Origin of the sequence: Tistlia sp., from assembly GCF_040905785.1 — a bacterium.
Lineage (GTDB): Bacteria > Pseudomonadota > Alphaproteobacteria > Kiloniellales > DSM-21159 > Tistlia.
On the sequence record NZ_JBBDQW010000005.1, the window covers coordinates 85827 to 104117 of the forward strand.

General features: G+C 70.8%; 21 protein-coding genes and 1 pseudogene. 5 read left to right on the plus strand and 17 right to left on the minus strand.

What is annotated here, in order from left to right; all coding sequences use genetic code 11:
- Positions 1 to 48: 48 nt before the first annotated feature.
- The 7 genes from WD341_RS00840 to WD341_RS00870 all read right to left on the minus strand — a co-directional run bounded on the left by WD341_RS00840 (position 49) and on the right by WD341_RS00870 (position 7998).
- A complete protein-coding gene (locus WD341_RS00840) occupies positions 49 to 1032 on the minus strand; it encodes a TRAP transporter substrate-binding protein (protein WP_368423507.1) in 984 nt (327 codons plus the stop codon).
- Positions 1033 to 1088: 56 nt separating this feature from the next.
- Positions 1089 to 2819: a thiamine pyrophosphate-binding protein gene (locus WD341_RS00845; protein ID WP_368423508.1), complete on the minus strand. Its 1731-nt coding sequence runs from the start codon at positions 2817 to 2819 to the stop codon at positions 1089 to 1091.
- A 37-nt stretch (positions 2820 to 2856) separates the two neighbouring features.
- Complete coding sequence (locus WD341_RS00850) at positions 2857 to 4149, minus strand: TRAP transporter large permease (protein ID WP_368423509.1); 1293 nt, start codon at positions 4147 to 4149, stop codon at positions 2857 to 2859.
- Positions 4149 to 4673 carry a TRAP transporter small permease gene (locus tag WD341_RS00855; protein WP_368423510.1) on the minus strand — a complete coding sequence of 175 codons (525 nt, stop codon included), beginning with the start codon at positions 4671 to 4673 and terminating at the stop codon, positions 4149 to 4151. The genes WD341_RS00850 and WD341_RS00855 overlap by 1 nt, the downstream gene beginning before the upstream one ends.
- Positions 4674 to 4745: 72 nt before the next feature.
- A complete protein-coding gene (locus tag WD341_RS00860; RefSeq protein WP_368423511.1) occupies positions 4746 to 5774 on the minus strand; it encodes a DctP family TRAP transporter solute-binding subunit in 1029 nt (342 codons plus the stop codon).
- A 236-nt stretch (positions 5775 to 6010) separates the two neighbouring features.
- Complete coding sequence (locus WD341_RS00865) at positions 6011 to 6991, minus strand: alpha-ketoacid dehydrogenase subunit beta (RefSeq protein WP_368423512.1); 981 nt, start codon at positions 6989 to 6991, stop codon at positions 6011 to 6013.
- Positions 6991 to 7998: a thiamine pyrophosphate-dependent dehydrogenase E1 component subunit alpha gene (locus tag WD341_RS00870; RefSeq protein WP_368423513.1), complete on the minus strand. Its 1008-nt coding sequence runs from the start codon at positions 7996 to 7998 to the stop codon at positions 6991 to 6993. Before WD341_RS00870 ends, WD341_RS00865 begins: the two co-directional genes overlap by 1 nt.
- Before the next feature lie 317 nt (positions 7999 to 8315).
- Here WD341_RS00870 and WD341_RS00875 point away from each other — a divergent pair, with 317 nt between their 5' ends.
- Both WD341_RS00875 and WD341_RS00880 read left to right on the plus strand, forming a co-directional pair.
- Positions 8316 to 8438, plus strand: coding sequence for a hypothetical protein (locus WD341_RS00875; RefSeq protein WP_368423514.1), 123 nt, complete (start codon positions 8316 to 8318; stop codon positions 8436 to 8438).
- 131 nt (positions 8439 to 8569) lie between these two features.
- The gene (locus WD341_RS00880; RefSeq protein WP_368423515.1) at positions 8570 to 8950 is read left to right on the plus strand and encodes an isochorismatase family protein; all 381 of its coding nucleotides are present in this window, start codon (positions 8570 to 8572) and stop codon (positions 8948 to 8950) included.
- Between the two features lie 22 nt (positions 8951 to 8972).
- Here the strand turns inward: WD341_RS00880 and WD341_RS00885 are convergent, their stop codons facing one another.
- The 9 genes and pseudogenes from WD341_RS00885 to WD341_RS00925 form a co-directional block, all read right to left on the minus strand.
- Positions 8973 to 10247 carry a beta-ketoacyl synthase N-terminal-like domain-containing protein gene (locus tag WD341_RS00885; RefSeq protein ID WP_368423516.1) on the minus strand — a complete coding sequence of 425 codons (1275 nt, stop codon included), beginning with the start codon at positions 10245 to 10247 and terminating at the stop codon, positions 8973 to 8975.
- A 23-nt stretch (positions 10248 to 10270) separates the two neighbouring features.
- Positions 10271 to 10537: a phosphopantetheine-binding protein gene (locus WD341_RS00890; RefSeq protein WP_368423517.1), complete on the minus strand. Its 267-nt coding sequence runs from the start codon at positions 10535 to 10537 to the stop codon at positions 10271 to 10273.
- Positions 10534 to 11088, minus strand: coding sequence for a YcjF family protein (locus WD341_RS00895; RefSeq protein WP_368423518.1), 555 nt, complete (start codon positions 11086 to 11088; stop codon positions 10534 to 10536). Before WD341_RS00895 ends, WD341_RS00890 begins: the two co-directional genes overlap by 4 nt.
- 78 nt (positions 11089 to 11166) lie before the next feature.
- The gene (locus WD341_RS00900; RefSeq protein ID WP_368423519.1) at positions 11167 to 11946 is read right to left on the minus strand and encodes a hydroxypyruvate isomerase family protein; all 780 of its coding nucleotides are present in this window, start codon (positions 11944 to 11946) and stop codon (positions 11167 to 11169) included.
- A gap of 135 nt (positions 11947 to 12081) precedes the next feature.
- Positions 12082 to 12261: pseudogene (locus tag WD341_RS00905) on the minus strand (IS5/IS1182 family transposase); the annotation flags it as partial.
- Positions 12262 to 12324: 63 nt separating this feature from the next.
- On the minus strand, positions 12325 to 13314 hold the full coding sequence (gene denD / locus WD341_RS00910; RefSeq protein WP_368423520.1) for a D-erythronate dehydrogenase: 990 nt from the start codon (positions 13312 to 13314) through the stop codon (positions 12325 to 12327).
- A gap of 102 nt (positions 13315 to 13416) precedes the next feature.
- Entirely contained in the window at positions 13417 to 13848 is a 432-nt protein-coding gene (locus tag WD341_RS00915) for an OsmC family protein (protein WP_368423521.1), read from the minus strand.
- A gap of 34 nt (positions 13849 to 13882) precedes the next feature.
- On the minus strand, positions 13883 to 14377 hold the full coding sequence (locus WD341_RS00920; RefSeq protein WP_368423522.1) for a hypothetical protein: 495 nt from the start codon (positions 14375 to 14377) through the stop codon (positions 13883 to 13885).
- Positions 14378 to 14528: 151 nt separating this feature from the next.
- Positions 14529 to 15287 carry an SDR family oxidoreductase gene (locus tag WD341_RS00925; RefSeq protein WP_368423523.1) on the minus strand — a complete coding sequence of 253 codons (759 nt, stop codon included), beginning with the start codon at positions 15285 to 15287 and terminating at the stop codon, positions 14529 to 14531.
- Positions 15288 to 15467: 180 nt separating this feature from the next.
- Between WD341_RS00925 and WD341_RS00930 the strand changes: the two genes are divergently transcribed.
- Positions 15468 to 16127, plus strand: coding sequence for a class II aldolase/adducin family protein (locus WD341_RS00930; protein ID WP_368423524.1), 660 nt, complete (start codon positions 15468 to 15470; stop codon positions 16125 to 16127).
- A 77-nt stretch (positions 16128 to 16204) separates the two neighbouring features.
- Here WD341_RS00930 and WD341_RS00935 read toward each other — a convergent pair whose 3' ends face one another.
- The gene (locus WD341_RS00935) at positions 16205 to 16393 is read right to left on the minus strand and encodes a hypothetical protein (protein WP_368423525.1); all 189 of its coding nucleotides are present in this window, start codon (positions 16391 to 16393) and stop codon (positions 16205 to 16207) included.
- 361 nt (positions 16394 to 16754) lie between these two features.
- On the opposite strand from WD341_RS00935, the gene WD341_RS00940 reads away from it, so the two are divergent.
- Both WD341_RS00940 and WD341_RS00945 read left to right on the plus strand, forming a co-directional pair.
- Positions 16755 to 17633, plus strand: a complete 879-nt coding sequence (locus WD341_RS00940; RefSeq protein ID WP_368423526.1) for a class I SAM-dependent methyltransferase — start codon at positions 16755 to 16757, stop codon at positions 17631 to 17633.
- Between the two features lie 447 nt (positions 17634 to 18080).
- The gene (locus tag WD341_RS00945; protein WP_368423527.1) at positions 18081 to 18266 is read left to right on the plus strand and encodes a hypothetical protein; all 186 of its coding nucleotides are present in this window, start codon (positions 18081 to 18083) and stop codon (positions 18264 to 18266) included.
- Positions 18267 to 18291 lie beyond the last annotated feature (25 nt).

The following is an 18291-nucleotide window of genomic DNA, read 5'->3' on the forward strand; positions in this document are numbered from 1 at the left end:
AGGCGGGGCCCCCGCGCCCCCGGCCCCCCCCCCTCGCTGCAGGCGCTGCTACTCGACCGCGTCGATGCGCTCGACCCAGTCCCTAAGCTCGGGGAACTCCTCCTTGATCGGAGCCACCTTGGCGCGGAGGGGCTCGAGGTCGAGCTGGACGAAGGTCACCCCGCGCTCCTTCAGGGCATCGCGATAGGAGTCCTCCTGCTTGACCATCTCCTCGGTCGCCCACTGCATCGCCTTGTCACCCTCCTCCTGGAGGATCTGCTGCAGCTCGGGATCGAACGAGCGGAAGCGGTTCGAGTCGAAGATGAAGGTCATCGCGCCGATAACGTGGTCGGTCGCCATGACGTGGCTCTGCACCTCGTCCAGCTTCTTGCTCTCGATGAGCTCCAGCGGGTTCTCCTGACCGTCGATGACGCCCTGCTGCAGCGAGGTGAAGACCTCCAGGAAGGGCATCGGCACCGGGCTGGCGCCGAGCAGCTCCCAAGTGCGGCGGTACATCTTGAGCGGCGGCACCCGCAGCTTCAGGCCCTGCAGGTCCTCGAGGGACTCGACGGCGCGGCTAGCCGAGAGTTTCCGTGCCCCGCGGTACCCCGCGCCGACGATCTTGAAGCCGGTCTTCTCTTCGATGGCATCGAACAGCTCCGCGCCCATCGGGCCGTAGTAGACCTTCTCGAAGTGATCGAGATCGCGAATCAGGTAGGGGAAGGCCTCGATGCCCGGCAGCGGGTCGTAGCGGTCGAGGGTGCCGATCGATTCGATGACGATGTCGTTGGTGCCGAGCTGGAGCGCCTCGATCGCCTCCTGCCAGGTGCCGGTCATGCCGCTGTGGGCGAGGTTGAAAGTGATCTTGCCCCCGGTTCGCTCGGTGACTCCCTCGAGGTAGCGCTCGGTCGCCTGGTGCCAGAGGTTGCCCGGCTCGTAGATGGCGGCGACCTGGAGGGTCATTTCTGGAATCTCGGCGCGGGCGGCGCCGGTCGCCGTCCCGAACGCCAGGGGCAAAGCCAGGGCGCCGATCAGCAGGTTTCTGCGGTTCATCATGTTCCTCCTGTGTGGGTGAGCCCGGTTGCGGTCCGGGTCTTGAGGTATGGCGGTCAGGCGACGCGGTCGCCCTTCTTGACCGTGACGGTGCGGTTGTCGACGCCGGGCAGCATCTGCGCCGGGTCGCGGGTGACGACGACGTCGATCAGGGTCGGCCCCTCGCTGCCGGAGAGGCCCGCGGCGAGCGCCTCGGCGAGCTTGTCGGGATCCTCCACCCGGATGCCGCGGCAGCCGAGCGATTCGGCGACGCGCGAGTAGTCGACCTCGACGAGGTCCGAAGACTGGTAGCTGCCGGCGCCGTACATCAGGTGCTGCAGCGCCTTGACGTAGCCGGAGGCGGCATTGTTCACGACGATCACGGTCAGCGGCAGCTTCAGGCGCCGCGCCGTCTCCAGCTCGCCCATCACCATGTTGAAGCCGCCGTCGCCGGTCAGGCCGACGACCGGCCGCCCCGGCGCCGCCAGGGCGCAGCCCATGGCGCCCGGCAGGCCGTAGCCGATCGAGGCGAAGCCGCGGTCCGGGACGAAGCCGCGGCCGGCCCGCTTGGTATCGTAGAGCAGGCCGCCCCAGTGCGCCGCGAAGCCGCCGTCGGCGACCAGGATGCCGTCCTCCGGCATCGCCTTGTTCAGCTCGGCGAGCAGGCGCGCCATGTTGATCGGCCGCTCGCCCGAAGTCAGGCGGGCGTCGACGGAGCGGCGCCATTCGGCCATGCGGCGCGCGACCTCCTCGGCGTGGCCCTGCTGGCGCGCGCGGATCGTCTCGGCGCGCCCGGCCAGCGCCGCCGTCAGGTCGGCCAGGCCCTCGCGCGCGTCGCCCCACAGCCGCAGGGTCGGCTGGAAGGTGCGGCCGAACTCCTCGGCGACGTTGTCCAGGTGGATCACCCTCTTGCCGGCGGCCGGCACGGAGTAGCGCTTGGTCGCGATCTCGCCGAGCTTGCAGCCGACGACGAGCAGGCAGTCGGACTCCTCGATCAGCTTGTTGGCGATGCGGTCGTAGCGCCCGAACAGGCCGGCGCTGAGCGGGCTCGAGCAGGCGACGGCGCCCTTGCCGGTCATGGTGTGGGCGACCGGCAGGTTGATCGCCTCGGCGAGCGCCTCGACCGCGCCCGTGGCACCGCTGATGTGCACGCCGCCGCCGCAGAGCATCAGCGGCCGCTCGGCCGCCGCCAGCAGCTCGGCCGCCTTCGCCAGATCCTCGGCGGCCGGCCGGCAGCGCAGCGAAGGTGCGGCGGCCTGGGCCGGGTCGACCTCGAACTCGGCGACCTCGAAGGGATGGGTGGCGTGGCAGATGTCCTCGGGAATGTCGACGACGACGGGACCGGGCCGGCCGGAGGTCGCGACCTGGAAGGCGCGGCGCACCAGCTCGGGGATGCGCTCGATCATCTCGATGCGGATCAGCTCCTTGCAGGCCGGCCGCAGGATCTCGGCCTGCCGCGTCTCCTGGGTCATGTTCTTCCAGGAGTGCGCCCGGTGGGTGTCGCCGACGAAGACGACGAGCGGCGAGCCGGCGTTCAGCGCCTCGACCAGGCCGGTCACCAGGTTGGTCGCGCCCGGCCCGAGCGTCGCGTCGCAGACGCCGACGCGGCCGCTGACCTTGGCGTAGGCATCGGCGATGAAGACCGCGCAGCGCTCGTCGTTGATCAGGTTGTGGTCGAGCCCGAGGCGGCGCGCCGCGTCGTAGAAGGGCAGCAGCTGGAAGCCGCCCATGCCGAACATCGGCCCGACCTCGTAGGCCTTGAGCATGCGGGCGACGGCTTCGCCGCCGGTCATTTCGTTCGAGGTCACTGGTTCTCTCCTGGCATGTCGTGGGTCGAGCCTCGCGTCAGATGCGGTAGCCGAGCTGCTCGGGCAGCCACAGGGCGATTCCGGGGAAGATGATGATCAGCAGCAGCGCCGTGCTCATGGCCAGCATCAGCCAGAGCACCCAGGGCACCGTCGTCTCGATCGGCACGCGCGCGATCCGCGCCGTGACCATCAGGTTGACCGCGACCGGCGGGGTGAACTGGCCGATCGCGACGTTCATCGCCATGAGCACGCCGAACCAGGTCAGGTTCCATTCGAATGCCAGGGCGATCGGCACCAGCAGCGGCAGGGTGATCAGGAAGATCGAGACGCCGTCCAGCACCATGCCGGCGAACAGCAGGACGATCATCACCAGGATCAGCACGACAAGGCCGTCGGCGCTGACCGACAGGATCGCCTGCGCCGCCGCGTCGAAGGCGCCGAGGGTCGAGCCCGCCCAGGCGAAGAGACCTGAGAGCGAGATGATCACCATGATCACCGCGGAGGTCTCGGCGCCGTCGGCCAGGACCTTCCAGATGTCTGCGAAGCCCATGTTGCGGTAGATCACGATCCCGACCAGGAAGCCGTAGGCGACGGCCACGACGGCGGCCTCGGTCGGGGTGAACAGTCCGGAGCGCAGGCCTCCCAGGATGATCACCGGCGCCAGCAGGCCCGGAATGGCGTCGCGCAGGCTGGGCCAGAAGGGCGGGCGCACCTGCTCCTCGGCGGCGCCGAAGTTGTGGCGCCGGCTGAGCAGCAGGGTCGGCAGGATGATCGCCACGCCGGCCAGCAGGCCCGGGAAGATGCCGGCGGCGAAGAGCGCCCGCAGGTCCGTGCCGGGAACCAGGATCGAGTAGACGATGAGCGCGATCGAGGGCGGAATCAGGATCGCCGTCGAGGCCGAGGCCGCGATCACGCTGGCCGAGAAGGCGCGCGGATAGCCGGCCTTCAGCATCGAGGGGATCATGATCGTCGCGACCGCGGCGGCGTCGGCCGGGCCGGAGCCGGACATGCCGCCCATCAGCAGGCAGACCAGCGTCGCGACCACCGCCAGGCCGCCGCGCCGCGGGCCGACGATGGACTGGGCGAAGGTGACGAGACGCTGCGCGACGCCGGAGCGCTCGAAGACCATCCCGGTCAGCACGAACAGCGGGATCGCGATCAGCGGGTACTTGGCGATCGAGGCATAGGTGTTGGTGCCGATCATCGCCACGGAGTTGAGATCGAGGCCGACCGCGACGGCAGCGGCGCCGGCGAGTCCGAGCGAAACCGCGATCGGCGTACCGACCAGCAGCAGCGCGACGAAGACGCCGAGCAGCAGCAGCGTCGCCATCAGGCCCCGCCCTCGCCCTGCCGGAGCCGCCCGATGAAGCGGCCCAGGATGCGCAGCAGGATCGCCGCCGCCAGCAGCGGCAGCCAGATCGTGTAGAGCCAGTTCGGGTAGCCGAGGCCCGGCGACGTCTCCTCGAAGCGGTACTCGTCCCAGGTCAGCAGGCCGCCGTACCAGAGGACGAGCGAAAACATGAGAAAGCTCGCGAGCGCCGCCACCACGTCGCAGAGCAATCGGCCGCGCGGGCCGAAACGGTCGCGGAAGAAGACGATGCGGATGTTCTCGTCGGTCGCGAAAGCCAGCGAAACGCCGACGAAGGTCATGAAGACCAGCAGGAAGACCGAGAACTCCTCGGTGAAGGCGAAGGAAAAGTCGGTGGCGTAGCGCACGAGGACGTTGCTGAAGCTGATCAGGCAGATCAGCCCCATGGCGGCGGCGCCGAGCGACCGTTCGAGGCCGATCGGCACCCGGATGTGCTCCGGAGTCTCGCGCGGCGCGCCGATCTCGGGATCGTGCGATGCGGACATGGTCCCTGTTCCGTTCGGGCGGCCTTGCGGACCGGGAGAGGGGGCGGCCTCCGGCGCCGCCCCCTCCTCGGCTCAGCGGTTGGCGATGGACTCTTCGGCCGACTTGACCAGGTCCGCGCCGATCTTCTCGGCCCACTCGGCGTAAACGCCGCGGGTCGCGTCGACGAAGGCCTGGCGCTGCTCGGTGGTCAGCTCGACGACCTCGACGCCGACCGCGCGCACCTCCTCGACGGCGGAGTCGTCGCCGCCGGTCAGGCCCTTGCGGGCGATCTCGACGCCGTAGGCGCCGGCCTCGACCGCGGCCTCGCGGACGATCTCCTGGTCCTCGGGCGCGAAGGAGTCCCACACGTCCTGGTTGACCGCCAGGATCAGCGGGTCCGCGACGTAGTGCCAGAGAGTGAGGTTGGTCTGGCCGACCTCGTAGACCTTGGCGATGGAGAACACGCTCAGCGGGTTCTCCTGCCCGTCGACGGCGCCGGTGGTCAGCGCCGGCTTGGCGTCGGCCCAGCTCATCTGTGTCGGGTTGGCGCCGAGCGCGGAGAAGGTGTCGTTGAACAGCGGCGAGCCGACGACGCGAATTTTCAGGCCGTCGAGGTCGGCCGGCGTGCGGATCGGGTGCTTTGAGTTCGACACCTCGCGGAAGCCGTTCTCGGCCCAGGCCAGCGGCTGCACGCCCTTGTCCTTCAGGATCTCGAACAGCTGCTCGCCGACCGGCCCCTGGGTCAGGGCGTCGATCGCCTCGTAGTCGGGCATCAGGAAGGGCAGCGCGAAGAGGTTGAGCTCGTTGACCTGGGGCGACCAGTTGATCGTCGAGCCGACCGCCATGTCGATGATGCCGCGGCGCATCGCGGTGAATTCCTTGGTCTGGTCGCCCGACACCAGCTGGGCGCCCGGGTAGACCTTCATCTTGATGCGGCCGTCGGTGCGCTCGCCGACCAGTTCGGCCCAGCGTTCGGCGGCCAGGCCCCAGGGGAAGGGAGCCGGGACGACGGTCGAGATCTTGTACTCGTCCTTGTAGTCGGCGGCGGTGGCGGCCCCGACGAGCGGCAGCGCGCTCGCCACGGCCAGGCCGGCGACGAAAGCGATCTTCAGCAACTTCATGGCTTCCTCCCTCTTGTTGTTTTCCTGTTTCGCCGGTCGGCAGCCGGCGCGAATTTAGCCGTCGCTTCATGGTGAGCCTGTCGAACCACGAAGCGTGGAAGCGCCGGCGGAGACGCGGGGCCCTCTGTGCCGGCGGCCGCCGACCTTGCCCGCACGCTTGCATGGTTCGACAGGCTCACCATGAACCGATCAAGAGGCCGGCGCCGGCGGCGGAGCAGCTCCTTCATCGCCGCTCCCTAGGCCGCCGCCGCGGTCAGACCGCGGGCGGCGGCGGCGACGGCCTCTTCGGTGACCCGCACGCGGTCCTCGAGCGGCGGGGCGTAGCTGATCGGAATGCGCGGCGCGCCGAGCCGCCGGACCGGCGCCTTCAGCGCGCCGTGCAGCGCCTCGGCGACCGTGGCCGCGACCTCGGCGCCGAAGCCGGCGACCGAAACGGCCTCCTGGACGACCAGCAGCCGACCGGTCCGCTCGACGCTGGCCAGCACCGCCTCGCGGTCCCAGGGCCAGAGCGTGCGGAGGTCGATGACCTCGGCCTCGACGCCCTGCCCCGCCAGGCTGCGCGCGGCGGCCTCGGCGGTGTGGACGGCGGCCGACCAGGCGACGATGGTGACGTCCCGGCCCTCGCGCACGGTCCGCGCCTTGCCAATCTCGGCGACCTCCTCGGCCTCGGGCACCTCGCCCTCGAGCGGCCAGAGGCCCTTGTGCTCCATGTAGACGACCGGGTCGTCGCAGCGGATCGCGGCCTTGAGCAGCGCCCGGTTATCGGCCGGCGTCGCCGGCGTCACCACGACCAGGCCGGGGATATGGGCGTACCAGGCCTCCAGCGACTGCGAATGCTGGGCGGCGGAGGAGCGCCAGATGCCGATCGGCTCGCGCACGACCAGCGGCACCCGGGTCTGGCCGCCGAACATGTAGCGCGCCTTGGCGGCCTGGTTGACCAGCTCGTCGACGGCGCAGAGCGCGAAGTCGGAGAAGCGCATCTCGACGACCGGCCGGGTGCCCATCATGGCCGCCCCGACGGCGGCGCCCATGATGCAGGACTCCGAGATCGGCGCATCGGAGATGCGGTCGCTGCCGAACTCCTCGGCCAAGCCCTTGTACTGGCCGAACACGCCGCCGCGGCCCAGGTCCTCGCCGACCGCCCAGACCAGGGGGTCGCGACGCATCTCCTCGGCGAGCGCCAGCTTGCCGGCCTCCAGGTAGGTCAGGCGCGCCATCAGAAAGCCCCCTTGCGCGGATCGCCGACGTCCTGGACGTCGGCGTAGGCGAGCGCCTCGTCCGGCCAGCCGGTCGCCGCAGCCTGCTCGCAGGCCTCCCGCATCTCGTGCGCCGCGGCCTCGTAGACCGCGGTCAGCTCGGCGGCCGGCACGCCGGCCGCCTCGAGCAGGCGGCGACAGCTCTCGATGGGATCGTTGAGCCAGCGCTCCTCGACCTCGGCGGCCGGGCGGTAGGGCGCCGCGTCGGCGCTGGTGTGGCCGGTCAGGCGGTAGGTGCGGGCGACCAGGAAGCGGGGCTTGCCGCCGCGCGCGGTCTCGATCAGCTCGCGCGCAGCCTCCTCGACCGCCAGGATGTCGTTGCCGTCGATCTCGCGCGCCGGGATGCCGAGCGCCTCGGCACGGGCCGCCGGCCCGGCGCCAGAGGTCATGGCCGCGGTCCGCGTCGTCGCCGCGAAGCCGTTGTCCTCGCAGACGAAGAGGATCGGCAGGCCGAAGACGCCGGCCCAGTTGAGGCCCTCGAGGAAGGGGCCCCGGTTGATCGCGCCGTCGCCGAAGAAGCAGACGACGACGCCATCCTCGCGCTTCAGCTTGATGGCGTGGGCGGCGCCGGCGGCGATGTTGATGTTGGCGGCGACGACGCCGTTGGCGCCCAGCATGCCGACGGCGAAGTCGGCGATGTGCATCGAGCCGCCCTTGCCCTGGCAGTAGCCGCCGTCACGGCCGAACAGCTCGCGCATCATCGGCAGGGGCTCGGCGCCCTTGGCCATGGTGTGGCCGTGGCCGCGGTGGGTCGAGAGGATGATGTCGCTGCGGCGCAGGTTGCCGCAGACGCCGGCGGCGACGGCCTCCTGCCCGATCGAGGGATGGATCGCGCCGAGCACGAGATTCTGCTCGGCCGCGGCGATCGCCTGCTTCTCGAACTCCCGGATCCGGCACATCTGCCGGAACCGCTCGCGGAAACGCTCGACGTCTAGGTTGGATACCGCTGGCACGTCACCCGAAGGCACGATCGCTCTCTCCCCGCCATTCAAACGAGCCGAACGCCAACGGAATCGGGAGGGGTGAGGAGCGCCGGGGGCAAACGCCCGCGTGCCCCGGCCCGGCCGGCGGCACCCTCTCCTCCCCGTCCCGTCCGTATTGATTCGGACTCGGACGTTGTTCCATTATACGGAACAGCTACTACTCTAGTTTGGAACAAAGTGACGGTCAAGGCAGACCGCTGTCGGCGCCGCCGGCCGCGCCCTCGGCGCCGAAAACGCCCTTGACGCGGGGGCTCCCTTTGCTTCGATGGGCGCGGACTCGAGCAGCAGGCGAGGCGAAGGCCATGACGCCGCCGGTGCCAGCCCCGACCGACTGCCTGGTGGTGGTCGACCTACAGAACGACTTCCTGCCTGGCGGCGCCCTGGCGGTGCCGGACGGCGGCGCCGTGCTGGCGCCGGTCAACTGACTCCTGGATCGCTTCGCGCACGTCGTCGCGACCCAGGACTGGCATCCGCCCGGCCATTTCTCCTTCGCCTCGACGCAGCCGGGACGCGCACCCTTCGAGACGATCGAGGCGCCCTACGGCGCCCAAACCCTGTGGCCCGACCACTGCGTCCAGGGCACGCCCGGCGCCGCCTTCACCGCGACTTCGACAGCAGCCGCGCCGAGCTGATCCTGCGCAAGGGCTTCCACCCCGGCATCGACTCCTACTCCGCCTTCTACGAGAACGACCGGACGCCGACCGGTCTCGCCGGCTACCTGCGCGAGCGCGGCTTCCGGCGGCTCTTCTTCGCCGGCCTCGCGACCGACTTCTGCGTGCGCTGGTCGGTCGAGGACGCGCGGCGCGAGGGTTTCGAGGCGGTGGTCGTCGAGGACGCCTGCCGGGCCATCGACCTCGAGGACTCGCTGGCTGCCGCCCGGCAGGCGATGCGAAGGGCCGGCGCCCGCGAGGTTCTTTCGCACGATCTCACCGGCTGAGGCCGAAAGCCGCCGATGGCGGTCAGGCTGCTGCGGGCGCGAGCAGGAGGCTGCTGTTGAAGCCGCCGAAGCCGAAGCCGTTCTTCAGCATCACGCGCGGCGAAGCCGGCTCGGCCCGGGCGCCGACGAAGCCCAGGAGGGGATCGATCGGCTCGACCAGGTTGCGGTTCGGATGCAGGAAGCCGCCCTCGAGCTGGAGCAGGCAGGCGACGGTCTCGACGACGCCGGCCGCGCTCAGGCAGTGGCCGGTCAGGCCCTTGGTGGCATTGACCCGCACCGCGCCGGCGCGCGCGCCGAAGAGGCTCCTGAGGGCGGCGCATTCGGTCTCGTCCCCGAGCGGAGTCGAGGTCGCATGGGCGTTGACGTAGTCGACCGCCTCGGGCCCCAGGCCGGCTGCCGCGAGCGCGCCGCGCATGGCGCGCAGCTCGCCCTCGGCGCTGCTGTCCGGCAGGTGGTTGCCGTCCATCGCGACGGCCGCGCCCAGGATCTCGCCGAGCAGCGGGGCGCCGCGCGCCGCCGCCGCCTCCTGGCGTTCGAGCAGCAGGGCGCCGCTGCCCTGGCCCCAGAGGAAGCCGCCGTGGCGCCGGTCGAAGGGACGGCAGGCCTGCTCCGGCCGGTCCTCCCAGCCGGCGCCGCCGAGCGCGCCGAGCAGCTCGAAGGCCTCGAGCTCGAGCGGCGAAAGGTCGCTGTTGGCGCCGACCACCAGGCAGGCGTCGAGCAGGCCCGAGCGCAGCCAGTGCCAGGCCTGGAAGATCGCCAGGCTACCGCTCGCCGAGGCGCCGCCGACGCTGTAGCCGAGGCCGCGCAGCGCGAAGATCTCGCCCAGGCAGCCGACCTGGCCGCTGTCGAGGAAGGCGAGGCCGTAGCGCGGATTGATCGCCCGTCCGGCGGCCTGGCGGCGCGTGTTCTCCCAGGTGTCGCGCTGCTGGAGATTGCTGCCGGCGACGAGGATGCCGACGCGCTCGCTGCCGGCCGCGGCCGGCAGCAGGCCGGCCGAGCCGATCGCCTGAAAGGCGGCGGCGACGCTGAGCCGCACCGACTCGCCGGCGTTGCGCAGAACCCTGCGTGCGCGCGCCACCGGCTCGGGCAGGCGCTCGCGGTGACGCTGCAGGTCGTCCTGCCAGGAAAACTCGCGGATCGGCGCCATGACCCGCCGTCCGCCGGGCTCGCCTTCGCGCGCCTCGACTGTCCGCAGGCCGCAGGCGCCGGCGCGCAGGGCCGCGGCGAAGCCGGCCGCTTCGTGGGCCAGCGCGTTGACCGTGCCGAGGCCGGTCACGACGACGCGCGCGCCCTGCATCGGCGGGTCCGGCGCGTCCCGCCTCAGCGGGCGTCCCGGTGGCGGTTCAGTATCCGGGCCAGCTCGCCGAGGTTGGCCAGGCCGGCCAGCTCGGACGGCGGGATGCGCAGCTCCAGAGCCTCCATCGAGAGCAGCGCGACCTCGACCCGGTCGAGCGAGTTGGCGCCGAGCTCGACCAGGCTGCGCTCCGGCGTCACCTCGCCCGGATCGAGGTCGACGAGCACCTCGACGACCTTGGACTTCACGAGCTCGAACACCTCCTGCTGGCTTCCAGTCAGGGTCTCGCTCACGCCGGCGCGGCCTCGGCGGCGACCGTCCGGCCCTTGCGGAACTGCTCGTTGTAGAAGGCGCGCAGCTTCCGCGCGTCGAGGTCGAGGATCGTGCCGCCGTCCTCGAAGTGCCGGATGTAGGTCTGTCCCAGGGCGTAGGTCGCGGCGCCGGCGACGGCCGGCATGCCGAGACCGCCGAGGGCCCAGCCGACGCCCGGCACCAGCTTCAGCAGGCTGGCCGCGCCCAGGCCGAGGCCGACCGAGCCCGAACCGCCGGCCAGCGCGAGGACCGTCGCGCGCACAGCCTTCTCGGAGAAGCTGTGGCCGTAGCGCTCGCAGATCCGGCGGATCATGCGCAGCTGCAGGGCGAAGAGCGCGGCGCCGTCGAACAGCGGCAGCGGCAGCGTGCCGATGGCCATGGCGGCGATGACGTGGCTCTTGACGGTGCCGGAAGCGGCCAGCGCGTCCGGCTTCTCGGTGATCGGGTCGAGCACCGTGACGCTGCCGTCCGGCCGCTCCCGGGCCGCGGCGGCGTCGGCGGCTTCGGTCTTGCTGGTCTTTCTGGTCGCCATCTGGTCCTCGCGCGGGAAAGTCTGCGGAAATAGGTCGCGGGAGCTTAATCCCTCGGCCGCGCGCTGGCCAGCCAGCCGCTAAAGCGCGACCCCGAGGCGTTCCGTCCAGGCGAGCCCGGCGTCGGTGTCGCCGCGGGGCCGGTACTCGCAGCCGACCCAGCCGGCGTAGCCGAGCCTGTCGAGCGCTTCGAAGACGGCGCCGTAGGCGATTTCGCCCTCGTCCGGCTCGGCGCGCGACGGCACGGCGGCGATCTGGACGTGGCCGACGATCGGCAGGTGGCGCTCCAGGCGGGTCAGGACGTCGCCCTCGCCGACGCCGACATGATAGACGTCGAACATCAGCTTCACGTTTGGCAGGCCGAGCTCGGCGATGATCTCGGCCGCCTCGCCGGCCCTCGAGTAGAAGTAGCCGGGCTTGTCGCGCCGGTTGATCGGCTCGAGCAGCAAGGTCAGGTCGCCGGCCAGGCCGGCGGCGACCTCGAGGTTGCGCAGCAAGGTCTCGCGGCCCCGGGCGCGCTCGGCCTCGGGCACCGCACCGGCCATGCAGTGGATCGCCGTGGCGCCGGAGCCGCGGCAGTAGGCGACCGCCTGCTCGACCGCGGCCCGGAACTCGGCCTCGCGCCCCGGCACCGCGCCGAGCCCAAAGTCGCCCCTGGTGGCGTCGCCGACCGCGGTGTTGAGGCCGAGCAGGGTCAGGCCGAGGCGCCCGCAGGCGGCCTTCATGTCGGCCGCCGTCATGTCCTCGTAGGGCCAGTGCAGCTCGATCGCCCGGAAGCCGGCCCGCGCCGCCGCCTCGACGCGCTCGGGCAGCGGCCGGTCGGGCCAGAGGAAGCCGAGGTTGGCCGAGAACTTCGGCATCTTCCTAGCCTGTCCTGCTAATGGTCGAGGCGACGGATCGGATGGTCTTGGCGATCGGGTTTCGGGGGGCGGTCATGGCAGCTCCTTCAGGCGGTGCGGCTCGCGAGGAGCTTGGCGAGGTTGTGGGCGGTGCAGATACGGCGGATAGCCCCGCAGCTCACGCTCGTACGGCGCCAGTACCGCCGAAAGGTCCAGCTCGACGCGCACGATCTCCCGCACCAAATGCGCCGGATGATCGGCCGCCACGAACTCATGCACCGATGGCGGCAGAAGCCACCGCTGGTCCACTTCCCAAGCCCGATAGGTCTTGCCCATGAAACTCAGTGAATCACGAACACAACGCAGCGTCGAGACGAAGACGCTTACTCAGACAGGCTCCTAGGCTCCGATCCGGCCGCCGAGCTCGTCCTCCACATGGGCGCGCACGATCGCCTCGAAGTCGGTCTCGGCCTCGAAGCCGAGGTCGCGGGCGCGCCGGGTGTCGAAGTTGCGCGGCCAGCCCTCGACGATGCGGGCGATCTTTGGATCGGGCTCGCGGCGAACGAGGCCGGCGATCTTCTCGCCGGCGACCCGGCGCAGCGCCTCGATCTCCTCGCCGACGGTCGCCGACAGGCCCGGCATCGAGAGATTGCGGCGCGGCCCGACGCGCTCGAGGTCGAGGCCCGCGGCGTGCAGCAGGAAGCCGACGGCGGCGCGCGGGCTGGCGAACCAGTGGCGCACCGACTCCTCGACCGGCAGCACCGCCTCCTTGCCCGAGAGCGGCTCGCGCAGGATGTTCGAGAAGAATCCCGAGGCCGCCAGGTTGGGCCGGCCGGGCCGGATGCAGATCGTCGGCAGCCGGATGCCGAGGCCGTCGAAGAAGCCGCGCCGGCTGTAGTCGGAGAGCAGCAGCTCCGCCATCGCCTTCTGGGTGCCGTAGCTGGTCAGCGGGGCCTGCAGGAACTCGTCGTCGATCGCCTCGGGGAAGGGCGCGCCGAAGACCGCGATCGAGGAGGTGAAGACGACACGCGGCCGGTAGCGGTCGTCCGACTCGGCGAGTCGGATCGCCTCGAAGAGGTTGCGCGTGCCGTCGAGGTTGACCCGGTAGCCCTTCTCGAAGTTCTCCTCGGCCTCGCCCGAGACGACGCCCGCGAGGTGATAGATCAGCTCCGGCCGGGCCTCGATGAGCCGCTCGGCCACTCCGGCCTCGCTCAGGTCGGCGGTCACCGCCTGGACCGGAAAGCCGGCCTCGGCCGGCGATTCGGGGGCGACGACGTCGGCCAGGGTCAGGCGCGAGATCGCCTGGCCGGCGACCGCGCCCTCGGCGAGCAGCCGGGCCGTCAGCTTGCGGCCGATCATGCCGGCGGCACCGATGATCAGGATGTGCATGGCTTCCTCCCCTCGATCCTCGCGCAATCGGGCACGGCTTGCGGAGGTCGAGTCAACAGGCAAGCCGGCATGGCCGCCATCGACGCGGCCCGCGCCGCGCCGTCAGTCGAGGAGGCTGGCGTCCAGGGTGATCTCGGTGTCGAAGAGCTTGGACACTGGGCAGCCGGCCTTGGCCTTGGCGGCGAGCGCCTCGAAGGCCTCGGCGTCGGTGCCGGGGATCCTGGCCTTGAGGGTCAGGTGCACCGCGGTGATCGAGAAGCCGCCCTCGACCTGCTCCAGCACGACCTCAGCGGTCGTGTCCATGCGCTCGGCGGTCAGGCCGGCCTCGCCCAGGATCAGCGAGAGCGCCATGGTGAAGCAGCCGGCATGGGCGGCGCCCAGCAGCTCTTCCGGGTTGCTGCCCTTCTTGCCCTCGAAACGGGCGGCGAAGCCGTAGGGGTAGTCGGCGAGCGCGCCGCTCTCGGTCGAGAGGCTGCCGCGGCCGTCCTTGAGGCCGCCCTGCCAGGAGGCCGAACCCTTGCGCTTGATCTTCATGCTGCACGCTCCTTGCTGGAATGAGTGAAACGTATCAATGCCCTGGCAACCGGCCCTCCAGGAGCCAGCGCTTGGCCGCCCCCAGGTCATGGAACCCGCGGATCCGGCCGTCGGCCAGGTCGCGCAGGGCCGCTGAGGCCGAGCCGAAGACGTCGAAGCCCTCGGGCGCGTCCAGCTGCGGGGGCAGGACCACCGCCTCGCGCACTAGGCCGGCCGCGATGGCTTGAGGCATCAGCTCCTCGACCAGCCAGTGCCGGGAAGCCATGAAGCTGCTGGTCAGGTGGCGAAGATCGGCCAGCCAGAGGACATAGCCGCCGCGGCGCATCTGCTCCAGCACGTAGGCCAGCACGGCGCGGAACTCCTCTTCGCTCTCGAAGCCGCCGACCCAGAAGTCGTGGATCAGGCGCAGCGCCGGATCGTGCGCGACAACGGCGTAGGTGCGCCCGTCGGCCAGCCGGAAGGAGCGCAGGCCGGCGAGCGAGAAGGACCGCTCGACGTCGGGCTCGAGGGCGTAAGAGGGAAGGGACATGACGGGCTGGCTCCTGGTGACGCGGCCGGGCGACGGCCGAGAGGCCCCGCGCCGAAACCCTCACAGGCACTACGCCCAGCGAACGGCGCCGTGCCCCCGGCTCGATCACGATCCCGTGTGATGGCCTGGATTTCTCATACTGAGAACCCGGCTAGCCTCGGCCGACGAAGGGCATCTTGGTCGCCATCACGGTCATGAACAGCACGTTGGCCTCGAGCGGCAGGCTCGCCATGTGGACCACGGCGTCGGCCACGTGCTGCACGTCCATGCGCGGCTCGGGCTTCTTCGAGCCGTCGGCCTGGGGCACGCCCTCGGTCATGCGCGCGGTCATGTCGGTGGCGGCGTTGCCGATGTCGATCTGGCCGCAGGCGATGTCGTAGACCCGCCCGTCCAGCGCGGTCGCCTTGGTAAGACCGGTGATGGCGTGCTTGGTCGCCGTGTAGGGCGCCGAGAAGGGCCGCGGCGCATAGGCCGAGATCGAGCCATTGTTGATGATCCGGCCGCCGCGCGGATCCTGGTCCTTCATGATCCGGAAGGCCTCCTGGGTGCAGAGGAAGGCGCCGGTCAGGTTGACGTCGACCGTGGCCTGCCACTGCGCGTAGCTGAGGTCCTCGAGCGGGATCGCGGGCGTGCCCATGCCGGCGTTGTTGAACAGCAGGTCGAGCCGCCCGTACTCCTGCCTGGCGCGCGCGAAGAGGGCCGCCACCGAGTCGGGCTTGCCGATGTCGCTCGGCACCGCCAGCGACCGTCCGCCCTTGGCCGTGCCGGCCTCCACGGTCGCCTGCAGCGCGTCCTCGCGGCGCCCCGCCAGGACCACGGCGTAGCCCGCCTCCATCAGGCTCAGGGCGACCGCCCGTCCGATGCCGCTGCCCGCGCCCGTGACCAGGGCGACCTTTCCCGTTTCCGCCATCTCCTTCTCCTCCCCTGTGGTTGCGCCGCTCCCGCTCGGGAGCGGTTCGACCTTCGCACAGCTATACCCCAGGATACCGTCCGGATCGAAGGCCGGCGCGTGCAGGGCCGCCGTGCGCCGCTCGACAGGAGCCTGCCGCTTTCGCTAAAGGGAGGCCGGGACGGCAAGGAGGGCGAGGCCATGCAGGGGGCCGAGGCGGCGCTGCGCCAGGAGATCGTCGCGACCTGCCGCAGGATGACCGCGCTCGGCATCAACCACGGCACCTCCGGCAACGTCAGTGCGCGCTGGCGGGACGGCCTGCTGGTGACCCCGAGCGGCCTCGACTACGAGACCATGGCGCCCGCGGACATCGTCTTCATGAAGATGGACGGCAGCCACGAGCACGCCCTGGCGCCCTCCTCCGAGTGGCGATTCCACCGCGACATCCTGGCGACCCGCGGCGACGTCAACGCCGTGGTCCATGCCCCCCCGACCTACTGCACCGCGCTCTCCATGACCGGCCGCGACATCCCGGCCGTGCACTACATGATCGCCTCCGCCGGCGGCCCGACCGTGCGCTGCGCGCCCTACAGGACCTTCGGCACGGAGGCGCTGTCGCGGCAGGCGCTCGAAGCGCTGGAGGGGCGCCTCGCCTGCCTGCTGTCCAACCACGGCATGATCGCCTGCGGCGCCACCCTGCAGAAGGCGCTGTGGCTGGCCGGCGAACTGGAGACCCTGGCTCGGCAGTATGCCGTCGCCCTGCAGCTCGGCACGCCGCTCAACGTTCTGCCGGACGAGGAGATCGCGCGCGTCGTCGAGAAGTTCAGGTCCTACGGCCCCCACCCGAAGGGGGGCCGCTGACCGGTTGGGCGGAGCGCCAGCCGGTCTCCGGTGTCGCTCGTCCGGACAAGCCCTCTCAGAACGGGCACCCCGCCCTTCTATCCCTTGGACTTCACGTACCGGAGCGGATCGAGGAGCGTTCCAAACTCGCAGAATCGCATCACGCTGGGCTTGTCGACTCGCGCGAGGACACAGACGTCCCCCCGCTTCTCGACGATGCGCCACTGGCGCCGGGGCGGCCTGGCATCGACATAGATGTGGCCGAGCTTGAAATCCTGTGCGCGCATTGGCAGCGGCTCCTTTGAACAAGGGTCTTGGACCGCGGCCCTCATTGCGGCCGCGGCGGCGAGTGCGCGCAGGAACGTCGAACGCCTGGATCTGCTCGCCCCCGGCAGGGGGCGACGGCCGCGACCGCGAGGAGCAGCGGCACGCGTCGCGCCGCCACTGAGGCCGGCGCTCGGTCGTGCCCGCTTCGATCGTTCCCGAGGGCGCGATCATGCCAGCCTCGGCGCCGGCTTTGTAGGAGGGAAGGCAGGCCAAGGCGTCGGGCCCGACAGCGGCCCTTGCTCCGGCTCGCCGCTCCAGGCAGTTACTGGGCGGACAAGGACCGGGGCTGACAAGCGAGCCTAGGCATGAAAGGGTCCGGGGATGAGCAGACGGCAGAGCGCGGCGAAGGATATCGGGACCTGGCAGGAGGAATCCTTCGGCCAGGTCGAGACGGTCGAGCGAGCCTGTCCCCTGTGCCGGGACGACAACTGCGCAACGCCGCCGAGCCGCTTCTCCCTGGGCCGCTGGGTCGTCAAGGACTGCGCGACCTGCGGCTTCACCTACATCACCTCCGCGCCGGTCTACGGCGCGCTGAGCGAGACCATGAGCTGGGAGAAGTCGGCAGGCCTGGAGGCCGAGTGGCGCGAGGCGACCTGGGGCATCCAGAACACCCTGGACCGGCGGACCCGCTGGCGCATGCGTCTATTTCCGCGCAAGAAGATGCCGGCGTTGCTCGCGCGCTTCGCCCGGCCGGGGCCGGTGGTCGATCTCGGCTGCGGCCAGGGCGCCCAGCTCGAGGGCCTGGCGGAGGGCTTCGTGCCCCACGGCATCGAGATCTCGGCGGCCGCCGCGGCGAAGGCGGACCGCCGTTTCTCGCAGCGCGGTGGCCATGCGGTCGCCGCCCCCTGCCTGGAGGGCCTGCGCGCCTTTCCCGACGGCCACTTCACCGGTGCGACCCTGCGATCCTACCTGGAGCACGAGTTGCATCCGTCCGAGGTCCTGAGCGAGCTGCACCGGGTCATGGCGGACGACGGCGTGGTCATCGTCAAGGTACCGAACTATGGCTCCTGGAACCGCCGGCTGACCGGCAAGCGCTGGTGCGGCTTCCGCCATCCGGACCACCTGAACTACTTCACGCCGGCGAGCTTGGCGGAGATGGCACGGCGCTGCGGCTTCAGCGCCTGGCAGGGCCTCGGCTGGCGCCTGCCGACCAGCGACAACATGTGGGCGATCCTGCGGAAGCAGGCGATCCCGCGCTAGGCTGCCGCTTTACCGCGCGTGGCCAGAAACAGGTGTGCCGTCCCCTGTAGAGCATTTACCGACCAGCTCCCCCGGTCGCCGCCACCACGGAGCTGGCGACCGCGACGAGGGCCAGCGCGCGACCAGCCGCTTCCCGAGTCTCTTTGCGAGCGCGCCAAGTACGATACCGACAACCCGCTCGGCGGTCGCGCCGTGCGCTGGACAGCCGCTCTACGGCGCGACGGCAGAGCAAGGGGGGCGTCCCCGGGCCGACACGAGCGGCGATGCCGGGCCGTTGTCACCGAGTGCTTTGCCACCGGTGTGAGAGGGCATGTGTGCGCAAATTCTGGACTCGCGAGAGCAAACGGCTCACACTTCCTCACTCTATGTGTGCAGTTGGAACGTCTACCTCGACAAGACCACCGGACCTGAACATGGCGAAAACCGCGTAAGCAAGGAGGCCATCCGATGGGCGCCGAAGGCAAAGAGATTTCCATCAGCTTCAAGACGACGATCGTTCCGTCGAAAGATCTGCCGAAGAATCTCCGCGAGCGCGAGGGACAGGCGCGCGAAGGCGTCTTCGGCGTGCAGGAGCTCGAGATCGGCGGCGAGCATTTCGTTGCCGTCTTCGGCCGCACCCACGTGGAGTTCTGAGACCGACCATCGCCTGGCGGCGGCC

Bases quoted from the DNA above. Each gene is read 5' to 3' on its own strand.
- WD341_RS00840 (WP_368423507.1), bottom strand. From the start codon at position 1,032: ATGAACCGCAGAAACCTGCTGATCGGCGCCCTGGCTTTGCCCCTGGCG.
- WD341_RS00850 (WP_368423509.1), bottom strand. From the start codon at position 4,149: ATGGCGACGCTGCTGCTGCTCGGCGTCTTCGTCGCGCTGCTGCTGGTC.
- WD341_RS00855 (WP_368423510.1), bottom strand. From the start codon at position 4,673: ATGTCCGCATCGCACGATCCCGAGATCGGCGCGCCGCGCGAGACTCCG.
- WD341_RS00860 (WP_368423511.1), bottom strand. From the start codon at position 5,774: ATGAAGTTGCTGAAGATCGCTTTCGTCGCCGGCCTGGCCGTGGCGAGC.
- WD341_RS00865 (WP_368423512.1), bottom strand. From the start codon at position 6,991: ATGGCGCGCCTGACCTACCTGGAGGCCGGCAAGCTGGCGCTCGCCGAG.
- WD341_RS00875 (WP_368423514.1), top strand. From the start codon at position 8,316: ATGACGCCGCCGGTGCCAGCCCCGACCGACTGCCTGGTGGTGGTCGAC.
- WD341_RS00885 (WP_368423516.1), bottom strand. From the start codon at position 10,247: ATGCAGGGCGCGCGCGTCGTCGTGACCGGCCTCGGCACGGTCAACGCG.
- WD341_RS00895 (WP_368423518.1), bottom strand. From the start codon at position 11,088: ATGGCGACCAGAAAGACCAGCAAGACCGAAGCCGCCGACGCCGCCGCG.
- WD341_RS00900 (WP_368423519.1), bottom strand. From the start codon at position 11,946: ATGCCGAAGTTCTCGGCCAACCTCGGCTTCCTCTGGCCCGACCGGCCG.
- denD (WP_368423520.1), bottom strand. From the start codon at position 13,314: ATGCACATCCTGATCATCGGTGCCGCCGGCATGATCGGCCGCAAGCTG.
- WD341_RS00915 (WP_368423521.1), bottom strand. From the start codon at position 13,848: ATGAAGATCAAGCGCAAGGGTTCGGCCTCCTGGCAGGGCGGCCTCAAG.
- WD341_RS00920 (WP_368423522.1), bottom strand. From the start codon at position 14,377: ATGTCCCTTCCCTCTTACGCCCTCGAGCCCGACGTCGAGCGGTCCTTC.
- WD341_RS00925 (WP_368423523.1), bottom strand. From the start codon at position 15,287: ATGGCGGAAACGGGAAAGGTCGCCCTGGTCACGGGCGCGGGCAGCGGC.
- WD341_RS00930 (WP_368423524.1), top strand. From the start codon at position 15,468: ATGCAGGGGGCCGAGGCGGCGCTGCGCCAGGAGATCGTCGCGACCTGC.
- WD341_RS00935 (WP_368423525.1), bottom strand. From the start codon at position 16,393: ATGCGCGCACAGGATTTCAAGCTCGGCCACATCTATGTCGATGCCAGG.
- WD341_RS00940 (WP_368423526.1), top strand. From the start codon at position 16,755: ATGAGCAGACGGCAGAGCGCGGCGAAGGATATCGGGACCTGGCAGGAG.
- WD341_RS00945 (WP_368423527.1), top strand. From the start codon at position 18,081: ATGGGCGCCGAAGGCAAAGAGATTTCCATCAGCTTCAAGACGACGATC.